Annotated in this window: 7 protein-coding genes; 3 read left to right on the forward strand and 4 right to left on the reverse strand. The window is 51.4% G+C overall.

The genetic code is table 11. The annotated features are described in order from the left end of the window. The first annotated feature begins 41 nt into the window (after positions 1-41). Entirely contained in the window at positions 42-1,349 is a 1,308-nt protein-coding gene (locus tag ACUTSW_RS04345) for an MFS transporter (protein ID WP_062870734.1), read from the forward strand. A 58-nt stretch (positions 1,350-1,407) separates the two neighbouring features. Here the strand turns inward: ACUTSW_RS04345 and dcp are convergent, their stop codons facing one another. From dcp to ACUTSW_RS04365, 4 genes are all read right to left on the reverse strand, one after another. After that, positions 1,408-3,609, reverse strand: a complete 2,202-nt coding sequence (dcp, locus tag ACUTSW_RS04350) for a peptidyl-dipeptidase Dcp (protein ID WP_166728803.1) — start codon at positions 3,607-3,609, stop codon at positions 1,408-1,410. A gap of 238 nt (positions 3,610-3,847) precedes the next feature. After that, positions 3,848-4,324, reverse strand: coding sequence for a c-type cytochrome (locus ACUTSW_RS04355; RefSeq protein ID WP_445583780.1), 477 nt, complete (start codon positions 4,322-4,324; stop codon positions 3,848-3,850). Between the two features lie 465 nt (positions 4,325-4,789). After that, on the reverse strand, positions 4,790-6,592 hold the full coding sequence (locus ACUTSW_RS04360) for a glycoside hydrolase family 13 protein (RefSeq protein WP_445583781.1): 1,803 nt from the start codon (positions 6,590-6,592) through the stop codon (positions 4,790-4,792). A gap of 395 nt (positions 6,593-6,987) precedes the next feature. Next, positions 6,988-7,692, reverse strand: a complete 705-nt coding sequence (locus tag ACUTSW_RS04365) for a GntR family transcriptional regulator (RefSeq protein ID WP_013812786.1) — start codon at positions 7,690-7,692, stop codon at positions 6,988-6,990. 300 nt (positions 7,693-7,992) lie between these two features. Here ACUTSW_RS04365 and ACUTSW_RS04370 point away from each other — a divergent pair, with 300 nt between their 5' ends. Continuing rightward, the gene (locus tag ACUTSW_RS04370; protein WP_445583782.1) at positions 7,993-9,651 is read left to right on the forward strand and encodes an alpha-glucoside-specific PTS transporter subunit IIBC; all 1,659 of its coding nucleotides are present in this window, start codon (positions 7,993-7,995) and stop codon (positions 9,649-9,651) included. After that, a complete protein-coding gene (locus ACUTSW_RS04375) occupies positions 9,648-10,973 on the forward strand; it encodes a 6-phospho-alpha-glucosidase (RefSeq protein WP_062870729.1) in 1,326 nt (441 codons plus the stop codon). The genes ACUTSW_RS04370 and ACUTSW_RS04375 overlap by 4 nt, the downstream gene beginning before the upstream one ends. The last annotated feature ends 54 nt before the right edge of the window (positions 10,974-11,027 follow it).

An 11,027-nucleotide genomic window follows, 5' to 3' on the forward strand; every position in this document is an offset into this window, starting at 1 on the left:
CCTCCTCCGGAGGCCACCATGCACCACCTGGAGACATCATCATGGCCATTGTTGAAACCCCGTTAGCGGGGAAAGCGGGAACAGAATCGCTGCTGTACCGCAAAATCACCTGGAAGCTGATCCCGTTTCTCTGCCTGTGTTATCTGGCCGCTTACCTTGACCGCATTAACGTCGGGCTGGCCAAGTTGCAGATGGCCGATCAACTGCAACTGAGCGAAGCCGCCTTTGGGCTGGGCGCAGGGCTGTTTTTTGTCGGTTATATTCTGTTTGAGGTTCCGAGCAACCTGATCCTGCAACGCGTCGGCGCCAAGGTGTGGATTGCCCGCATCATGATCACCTGGGGCCTGCTTTCCGCCGGCACTATGTTCGTCACTACCCCGAATCAGTTTTACGCCATCCGTTTTTTGCTGGGCGTGGCGGAAGCCGGCTTCCTGCCCGGCGTGCTCTATTACCTGACGTTATGGTTCCCCACCTATCGTCGTGGCCGCATCATTGCGCTGTTCATGATCGGCCTGCCGCTGTCGAGCGTGGTCGGCGGCCCGCTCTCCGGCTGGATCATGGGGCATTTCGATATGCGTCACGGGCTGCATGGCTGGCAATGGCTGTTCTTGCTGGAGGGTATTCCCAGCGTGCTGCTGGGCGTGCTCACCTTCTGGGTGCTGCCCAATAATTATCGGCAGGCAAAATGGTTAACCGAAGACGAGAAAAAACGCATTGAGCAGGATCTGGCGCATGACGATGCCGAAGCCGGCCACAGCAAGCACAGCTTCCGCGACGGTTTCTTTAACCTCAAGGTGTGGATGTTGGGTGGCATTGATTTCTCGATCCTGCTCAGCGCCTATGCGATGGGGTTCTGGATGCCGACCTTTATCAAAACCGCCGGGGTCACCGACATTACCACCATCGGTATGTTGACCGCGCTGCCGAGCGTCGCCGCCCTGCTGGGCATGTTGCTGATTGGCACCAGTTCCGACCGCATGCGCGAGCGCCGCTGGCACATCATAGTGCCGTTTATCGTCGGTGCGATGGCGATGGCCGGCAGCACCTTCTTTACCCATAACGTGATCGCCACGGTGCTGTTGTTCTCCATCGCCCAGGCGGCGATCATCGGCGCGGTGCCGGTATTCTTCAGCCTGCCGGCCACTTTTTTGCGCGGCACGGCAGCGGCAACCGGCTTTGCGCTGGCCTGTTCGCTGGCGAATATCGCCGGGTTGGTGAGTAACTCTCTGATGGGGTTGGCGTTGGATCTGACCGGTAAAAGCGGCGGCGCGCTGTGGGCCTTCGCCGGTTGTCTGCTGCTCAGTTCGCTGCTGGTGATCGCTCTGCCGGCCAAGGTGGTTAATCGCTGAAGAGGTTGGGCGCGGGTTTTTCCGCGCCCTCTGTTCTCCGTACAGACATCGGAATATTTTATTCGTCTTTCAGCCCGCGGTTAATCAGCATCGGCTCGATGCTGGGCTCTTTGCCGCGCCAGTCGACATACAGTTTTTCCAGATCCTGGCTATTGCCGCGCGACAGCACCATGTCGCGGAAGCGTTGGCCGTTCTCCGCCGTCAGGCCGCCGTGCTCGGTGAACCACTGGAAGGCGTCATCCGCCAGCATTTCGGTCCACAGATAGGCATAGTAACCGGCGGCATACCCGTTGCCCCAGATATGCTTGAAATAGCTGGAGCGATAACGCGGCGGCACGTAGCTGAGATCGATTTTATCCTTCAGCAGCGATTCGGCTTCGAACTTGTCCACGTCCTGCTGCGGCTGATCCGCGCTCAGCATGTGCCAGTGCATGTCCAGCAGCGCGGCGGACAGCAGCTCGGTCATGTCATACCCTTTGTTAAATTTGTCGGCTTTTTTGATTTTGTCGACCAGTTCCTGCGGCATGGCTTCGCCGGTTTTGTAGTGTTTGGCGAAGTGCGCAAAGACTTTGGGATCTCTGGCCCAGTGTTCGTTGAACTGTGAGGGGAACTCGACAAAATCGCGCGCCGTATTGGTGCCGGACAGGCTCGGATACTCCTGATCGGCAAACATGCCGTGCAGCGCATGGCCAAACTCGTGGAACAGGGTGATCACGTCGTCGTACGACAGCAGCGCAGGCTGACCCGGTGCCGGTTTGGTGAAGTTGGCGACGTTGTAGATCACCGGTTTGGTGCCCTTCAGCTTCGACTGTTCAACGAAGTTGCTCATCCAGGCGCCGCCGCCCTTGTTGTCGCGCTTAAAGAAGTCGGTATAGAACAGCGCCAGCGATTTGCCGTCTTTATCGAAGACTTCATACACACGCACGTCCGGCTGGTAGACCGGGATGTCCTTGCGCTCTTTAAAGCTGATGCCATACAGCAGGTTGGCGGCATAGAACACGCCGTTGTTCAGCACGTTATCCAGTTCGAAGTAAGGTTTGATCTGCGATTCATCCAGATCGTATTTCGCCTTGCGCACCTGCTCGGCGTAGAACTGCCAGTCCCAGGCTTCAACCTTGAAATCGCCTTTCTGCTGATCGATTACCGCCTGAATGTCTTTGGCTTCGCGCGCGGCGCGCGCGGTGGCCGCAGGAACGATATTGCGCATAAAGCTCAGCGCCGCATCCGGGGTTTTGGCCATCTGGTTTTGCAATTTCCAGGCGGCATAGTTCGGGAAGCCCAGCAGTTTGGCCTGCTCGGCACGCACTTTAGCCAGGCGCGCGATGGTCTGTCGGGTGTCGTTGCCGTCGCCCTTTTCCGCCCGGTTCCACGAAGCGTCAAACAATGCCTTGCGGGTATCCCTGTCTTTCAGGCTCTGCAACTCCGGCTGCTGGGTGGTGTTTTGCAACACCAGCAACCACTGTTTGTCCAGCTTGCGCTCGCCGGCAGCCTGAGCCGCCGCAGCCAGTTCGCTTTCCGACAGGCCGTCCAGCTTGCCTTTGTCGGCGATCGCCAGCGCGCCGTCTTTGGTCGCTGCCAGCAACTTGTTGGAGAACTGGGTGCTCAGCGTCGCCGCTTCCTGATTCAGCGCTTTCAGCCTGGTTTTATCGGCATCGGACAGGTTGGCCCCCGCCAGCTCGAAGTTCTTGTACGTCACTTCCACCAGACGGCGCGATTCCGCGTCCAGCTTCAGCGCATCGCGCTGCTGATAAATCGCCTTGATGCGCGCGAACAGCTTGCTGTTAAGCATGATGGCGTCTTCGAGCGCCGCCAGTTTCGGCGAGCTTTCCTCATCCAGCTTTTGCAATGCGTCGCTGGTGTTGGCCGACGTCATGGCGCCAAACACGTTCATCACCCGCGTCAACAGCGCACCGGCCTGCTCCAACGCCACAAAGGTATTTTTAAAATCGGGCTTGGCCGGGTTATTGGCGATCTTCTCCACCTCTTCCAGCTTTTGCTTGATGCCGGCGTCGATAGCCGGGGCGTAGTCGCTTTCTTTGATCAGATTGAACGGCGGCGCCTGGAATGGCAGACGGCTCTGATAAAAGAACGGGTTCTCGTTCTTCTTGTTCTCGTGCTGGTTGGCTTCTCCGGTCACGTTAGCCTCCTTCGCCTGGCCGCTGGGCAACGCGCTATGGCTCGCGTGCGGATTGGTTTCTGCTGCCTGTGCCTGCGCGCTCAGCGCCATGCCGATCGCCAGCACCAATGTAGATAAACGCATCAAATCGAAACTCCTCCATGTTCACAGAATAAAGTGCAAAGGGACCCCAGTCCCCAGACCACATTCTAGCTTAGGCGCAGTTGGCAGTTTGAGCAAAAACAAGTGATTAGAATGGGGTGTCCCGTTACAGGACACCGCGTTGCTGAATGCAGTCTGGACTATATCTGAAGGATTCAATCAAACAGGTAACCACTCTGAAAGGGTCATTCGATTGCTGTGCCTGCCTTTCCTCTCAACATTATCGATTTTTTGAAATCACACCGCTCATGTATTGATTTAAATCGCGCAGATCCTGAAGCCGCCACGAGAACGGCGGCAGCTTTACCCCATTCTCTCGCAAGGTTTTGGGAATCAAGTCTCCATTTGGACGAAGTATTATCGACGATACAATAACGCCCGGATATTCATTGAGCCGTTCTTTGAAAGCGGGCGTTGTCAGATCAGGTGGAGGTGGATTGGTTTTATCAGCCAATGGCCCCGTGCCTTTGAGATCGGTTCCGTGGCACATGCTACATCTCTGTGAATAGATGTTTTTCCCATTGGCATTATCCGCGAAGGAGAATGAGGCTTGAATTAACGATAAAGCGCCTAGCGAAGCGATGAATAACACGTTCATTTCCCTGTGACCTTTTATGTGAATCAGACCTGAATCGAGGGCAAAGCCCGGCGGCGCCACTGTAATACTCACGATAACATTTGAAGCGAGATTGTTCATTAGCCATGTGCTCGCGCCCACGAGAGGTTGGCAGGCTCGTCGGCATTGCCCCCTCAAGCCCCGGTCTTCGTTTTCGCGCAACGGCCAGGCGTCTGAGGATAAACGCTGTTTATCGCGTCCGGGAAGACGTGTCTTTTGTCACGCCATCGCCCTCTGGATTCATTTTAATGAAGGGGCGACAGTTAAATAGCTGCGCCTAATAGCGCCTGAGGTGGGGAGCATGCAGAGCGCCGACACGCCGTGAATCCGTCCATGGAGGCTCGTATCGCGCGTCCATGCGCTCAACGGTCGGCTAACCTGCATGCTCTCCACCAGTCTCAAGTTTGGGGGGAGCGGTATTAAACACAGTTATTTAGGCTGGCACTGAGGGACGGGCCAAATCCTATTTCGCGCTAAAAAAAACCGGCATAAATGCCGGTTTTAATGGTTTCAATATATCTACATCATTTGGCGTGATTATGGGATTTATTGATTTAGTTTATAAACCCCTGACTGCCATGGTTTTAGCTCGAGTAAGGAATCATTCTTTTTCACCACGTTTTTGCTATTGCTTTCTATAATCACTGACTCAATAGATAAATTATCCGGTAATTTATATCTCATCACTTGTTCCTGGAAGTTAACAACAACAAGATATTTTTCCGCCCCAAGGCTGCGTGTATAGGCGTAGACCGAATCATTTGCCGGATCCAAATCGGTGTATGTGCCATAGGTCAGTGCCGGGATGTCATGCCTTATCTTGATCAACTGACGATAATAATTAAATACCGAGTCGGGCTGTGCGACTTGACTTACCGCATTGATTTCCTGGTAGTTTGGATTGACCTTGAACCAGGGTTTTCCGCTCGTGAATCCTGCATTTTTGCTCGCATCCCATTGGAACGGTGTCCGGCTGTTATCCCTGCTCGTCAGGCGTACATTTTGCAAGAACTCGTCGGCTTTCACCTTTCCTGTCTCAACGTAGTCATGCCAAAAACCTTTCACCTCAATATCATCGAATTCATCAATAGCTTTGAAGGGGTAATTGGTCATGCCCAACTCTGAACCTTGATAAATAAAAGGCGTTGCTCGTTGAGTCAGCGTCAAGGTTGCAAGCGCTTTAGCCGATGGCTCACGCCATTGTGGGCGATCGTCGCCAAAGTGCGAGACGGCGCGCGGATTGTCGTGGTTATCCAAGAAGAAGGCATTCCAACCATATTCTCCTGCAGTACGGTCAACGTTATCGATGACCTGCCGGAATTGCGACAATTTCCACTCTTTTCGACGCCATCTTTGATCAGAGTCTCGATCGAGTCTGATTAAGTCAAAGGTAAATGCGATGTTCAGCTCATCGCGACGGCGATCGAAGAACTTTATCGATTGATCCAAAGGTACGCCAAAGATTTCACCGGCAGTCGCAATGTCGTAATGAGACAAAACCTCTTTATTCATTTCATTGACGTAACGATGAATATTAGGGCCCTTGGTATACTCCGCTGCAAAATTCTTCAGCTGTTGTTGGGTGAGATTTGGGAAATCCGGAATTTTTGAGTAGGTCGCTACCGTATCGAAACGTAAACCAGATACGCCTTTATCTAACCAGAAACGTAACATTGCATAAAGATCTTGACGGACTTTGGGGTTATCCCAGTTTAGGTCAGGCTGTTGTTTAGCAAAATAGTGCAGGTAGTATTGATTGGTCTTTTCATCTTTTTGCCACGCCGAGCCACCAAAGAATGAAGGATAGTTATTAGGCGCCTGCCCTTCTTTAGCATCTTTCCAGAAGTAATAGCCGCGATAAGGATTATCCTTACTGCTTTTACTTTTAACAAACCATTCGTTTTGATCGCTTGTGTGGTTGATGACCACATCAATCATCAACCGCATATTACGTTTTTTCATTTCAGAAACCAGGCGGTCAAAATCCTCCATCGTGCCATATTCTTTCATGATTTTTCGATAATCGCGGATATCGTAACCATTATCCGTGTTCGGGGAATCATAATGTGGGTTGATCCAAATGGCATCAATTCCCAAAGCTTTTAGATAATCTAATTTTTCTATGATGCCGTTAATATCCCCGATACCGTCTCCGTTGGTGTCTTTAAAGGAACGCGGATACACCTGATAAAAAACAGCCTCCTTCCACCATTTAGGAATGGTTTTCGACTGTTCGATACTCTTTTCTTGAAGCAAGGGTTGTTGCGTACCTAAGGCTTGCTGGCATGAGACGGTTAATGATGTGGTTAGAAAAATCGCTAGTGCAGTTTTCAATCCTTGACGGGGCATTACAATACTCTCCTGTTTCTTATTCGAAAAATAAACCCAATTCAATGTTTCCCCTGACATTTAAATATTCAATCGTTAATTTATTAATTTAATACTGGTTAATTTTCAGTATCTAATAGAAGCTTTGCAATTATGTTCCCGAACAATGACTGGGTAAAGTAAATATAAGGCATTGACATTTTTTAAGTGACATTCGTTTTAAATAAGCTGTTTTTTAGCATACTTTGCTAAACCGTGTTAGCAAGGTGAGTGCAAACGCTCTAAACCACTATTAATTTGCGATAATAAAAAACATTTTCATGTTATCTTGCGGGAAATTCCGTTGACCAACGTTATGATTAGATTGGGAATTATTGCAATTGCCATATAGTAGAAATGTGGCCCCCCTTCGACCGCTATTTATTCCTCTTCAAATGGTAGTCCACGTGGTATTCATTGGCATTTCTGAATATCACCGAATAGTTGATGTAATCGCCGGTATCACTGTAAGAAAGCGATGTCAGCCGCAGCAGCGGCGTGCCTTCGGCAACGTGCAGTAGAGCGCCGATCGTGCTGTCTGCCAAGATCGGGCTGAAGCTTTCGTAATTCCCTGCGATATTGATATGACATTCATCTTCTATATACGAAAACTTTGAACCCTCCAGATGTGCGACTGAGAGGTTGCCAAATAACCTGCCCGGCATGTAACTGTCTTCCAGCACCACAGGCTTCCCTTCCACAAACCTTACGCGACGCGAATAGTAAATGCGTTCATCGGCCTTGATTCGCAACTGGCTGGCGATGGCTGGGGGGGCTCCCATCATTCGAAACTCCAGCACCTCGCTCACCGTGGGGCGGCCCAGTTCTTTCATCAGTTCCGAAAAACCCATCAGCCCGCGGGTTTCATGCTGGAGATCTTTCTGCGCGACAAAGGTTCCGCTGCCGTGACAGCGACGTACCAGTCCCCATTCAATCAGTAAATTTACCGCTTTGCGTAGTGTCATCCTCGATACAGAAAATTCGGCAGCCAGACGTTTCTCACTGGGTAAAGCATCGCCGATAGCAAAATCAGCAGAATTGATACGTATTCTCAGACGTTCGGCAAGCGTTTTGTAGATCACTTGAAGACCTCTTTATCCCTAAATGAATCCTGATAACCTCGCAACAAAAAGAGGTTACTGCACTGTAAAACCTGAAATTTATTTGGCTATTCCCCTGGCTATTTTTTCCTTGAACACTTTAATGTATACAAATCGCCATAAAAGTAGACCACTTCACCCAGGGAGAAAACATGAATGCGATCACAAAATGATTAATCGTTTTGCGACCTTTTTTTTCAAAGCCCTTACTCTTTGAATGGAAAATAAATCGGTTAAAACGAAATAATAAAAATCTGACCCGGAAAAATATGAGGAGTATTTATGCTCAGTCAAATTCAACGTTTTGGTGGTGCGATGTTTACCCCCGTTTTGCTGTTTCCGTTTGCGGGAATGGTGGTGGGCATTGCAATCATGCTTCAGAACCCTATGTTTCTCGGGGATTCACTCACCGCACCTGGCAGTCTTTTCGCACAAATTGTTCATATTATAGAAGAAGGTGGTTGGACTGTTTTCCGCAACATGCCGCTGATTTTCGCGGTCGGCCTGCCCATCGGACTGGCGAAACATGCGCAAGGTCGCGCCTGCCTCGCGGCACTGGTCAGTTTTATGACCTGGAATTATTTAATTAACGCAATGGGATTAACATGGGGCGATTATTTTGGCGTTAATTTTAACGTTGATCCCGGAGGGCACAGTGGACTGACAATGATCGCCGGAATTAAAACTATCGATACCAGTATTATTGGTGCAATTATAATTTCTGGCATAGTCACCTCAATACACAATCATTTATTTGATAAACAACTTCCTGTATTCCTCGGTATTTTTCAGGGCAGCTCCTTCGTGGTCATCGTCGGATTCCTGTTGATGATCCCTTGCGCGTGGCTGACGCTGCTGGTGTGGCCGAAAGTACAGGCCGGCATCCTCTCGATGCAACACTTTATGCTGATCTCCGGTTCTCTCGGCGTATGGGTGTATACCTTCCTGGAACGCATTCTGATCCCTACCGGATTGCATCACTTCATCTATGGCCCGTTTATCTTCGGTCCGGCAGCTGTCGAAGGCGGAATTCAGGTTTACTGGGCAGAGCACTTGCAGGCATTCAGCGAGAGCACAGAGCCGCTGAAAGTCTTATTCCCGCAAGGCGGATTCGCGTTGCAAGGCAACTCGAAAGTTTTCGGCTCGGTCGGTATTGCGATGGCGATCTACGCCACTGCCGCACCGGAAAATCGCGTCAAGGTGGCAGGACTGTTGATCCCGGCGACGCTGACCGCCTTACTTGTCGGTATTACCGAACCCCTTGAGTTCACCTTTCTCTTCATCTCGCCACTGCTGTTTGCCATACATGCGTTACTTGCCGCCACAGTGGCGACGCTGATGTACATGGCAGGCGTGGTCGGCAACATGGGCGGTGGGCTACTGGACCAGTTCCTGCCGCAAAACTGGATCCCGATGTATCACAATCACGCCTCGATGATGTTCACCCAGATTGCTATCGGGCTGGTATTCACCGGCATCTGGTTCCTGGTATTCCGCACGCTAATCCTGCGTCTTAACCTGAAGACACCGGGGCGTGAGGATAGTGAAATCAAACTCTACAGTAAGGCTGACTATCAGGCGCAGAAAAATCCGTCGGGCCGCACCAGCGATATCCCGGCCCCCTCTTCAGCACAAGCTCAGGCTGTGGGTTATCTGCATGCACTCGGCGGCAACGGCAATATTGTCAACCTCAACAACTGCGCGACGCGGCTGCGTATCACGCTCGGCGACATGACGCTGACGCAGAGTGACGACATCTTCAAAGCCTTGGGCGCACATGGCGTGGTACGACGCGGCAACGGCATTCAGATCATCGTGGGCCTGCACGTTCCTCAGGTCAGGGACCAGATAGAAACGCTGATGAAGCAAGATGCTTTCACACCATCATCCATATCCGGGGCGAGTTCCCCGACAAAAACATCCATTACGGAGGCAGTATGAAGAAGAAATTCTCAGTAGTCGTGGCCGGCGGCGGCAGCACATTTACACCGGGTATCGTATTGATGTTACTGGCGAATTTGGAAAGATTCCCGCTGCGTTCCATCAAGTTTTATGACAACGATGGCGCACGTCAGGAAATTGTGGCCGAGGCGTGCAAGGTGATCCTCAAAGAACAGGCGCCGGACATTGAATTCGGCTATACCACAGATCCGAAAACGGCCTTTAGCGATGTCGATTTTGTCATGGCGCATATCCGTGTCGGTAAATATCCGATGCGCGAAAAAGACGAAAAAATCCCCCTGCGTCATGGTGTCGTAGGACAGGAGACCTGTGGGCCTGGCGGTATCGCTTACGGTATGCGCTCCATCGGCGGCGTACTGGAAATCGTCGATTACATGGAGAAATATTCCCCGGACGCCTGGATGCTGAATTACTCGAATCCGGCCGCAATTGTGGCGGAAGCGACGCGCCGTTTGCGCCCGCACTCCAGGATCCTCAACATTTGCGATATGCCGATCGGCATTGAAGGACGCATGGCGCAGATTGTCGGGCTGAAATCGCGTAAAGAAATGCAGGTGCGTTATTACGGACTGAATCACTTTGGCTGGTGGACGTCGATTGAAGATTTGAAGGGTAACGATCTGATGCCCAAGATCCGCGAACATGTGGCTAAACACGGCTATGTACCGCCAACCGCCGAGCCGGGTGTCGAAGCCAGTTGGAATGATACATTCGCCAAAGCGAAAGATGTCTGGGCGTTAGATCCGTCTACGTTCCCGAACACCTACCTGAAATATTACCTGTTCCCGGACTACGTGGTTGCGCATTCCAATCCGGAACATACCCGCGCCAATGAGGTGATGGAGCACCGAGAAAAACACGTTTTCAGTTCCTGCGCTGCGATTACCAAGGCGGGGAAATCTTCCGCCGGCGAACTGGAGATTGATGAACACGCGTCTTACATCGTTGACCTGGCAACCGCCATCGCATTCAACACTCAGGAAAGAATGTTGCTGATTGTGCCGAATCAGGGCGCCATCAACAATTTTGATCCGGAAGCGATGGTTGAAATTCCGTGTCTCGTCGGTAGCAACGGGCCGGAACCGCTGACTGTCGGTAAGATCCCGTTGTTCCAGCAGGGGTTGATGAGCCAGCAGGTGGCGGTTGAAAAACTGGTGGTCGAAGCCTGGATTGAGAAGTCCTATCTGAAACTGTGGCAGGCGATAACGCTCTCGAAAACCGTGCCGAGCGCTTCTGTCGCTAAAGCCATTCTGGACGATCTGCTCGAAGCCAATAAAGACTACTGGCCAGAACTGAAGTGATTTGACGATTCTTATCTGTGGCGGCGCAACCTTCGGGGGGCGCCCACACAATTT

This window comes from Serratia sp. TSA_198.1 (assembly GCF_052686505.1).

What these genes read in the sequence shown, in the direction of transcription:
- ACUTSW_RS04345 (WP_062870734.1), top strand. Translation starts at nt 42, where the DNA reads ATGGCCATTGTTGAAACCCCGTTAGCGGGGAAAGCGGGAACAGAATCG.
- dcp (WP_166728803.1), bottom strand. Translation starts at nt 3,609, where the DNA reads ATGCGTTTATCTACATTGGTGCTGGCGATCGGCATGGCGCTGAGCGCG.
- ACUTSW_RS04355 (WP_445583780.1), bottom strand. Translation starts at nt 4,324, where the DNA reads ATGAACAATCTCGCTTCAAATGTTATCGTGAGTATTACAGTGGCGCCG.
- ACUTSW_RS04360 (WP_445583781.1), bottom strand. Translation starts at nt 6,592, where the DNA reads ATGCCCCGTCAAGGATTGAAAACTGCACTAGCGATTTTTCTAACCACA.
- ACUTSW_RS04370 (WP_445583782.1), top strand. Translation starts at nt 7,993, where the DNA reads ATGCTCAGTCAAATTCAACGTTTTGGTGGTGCGATGTTTACCCCCGTT.
- ACUTSW_RS04375 (WP_062870729.1), top strand. Translation starts at nt 9,648, where the DNA reads ATGAAGAAGAAATTCTCAGTAGTCGTGGCCGGCGGCGGCAGCACATTT.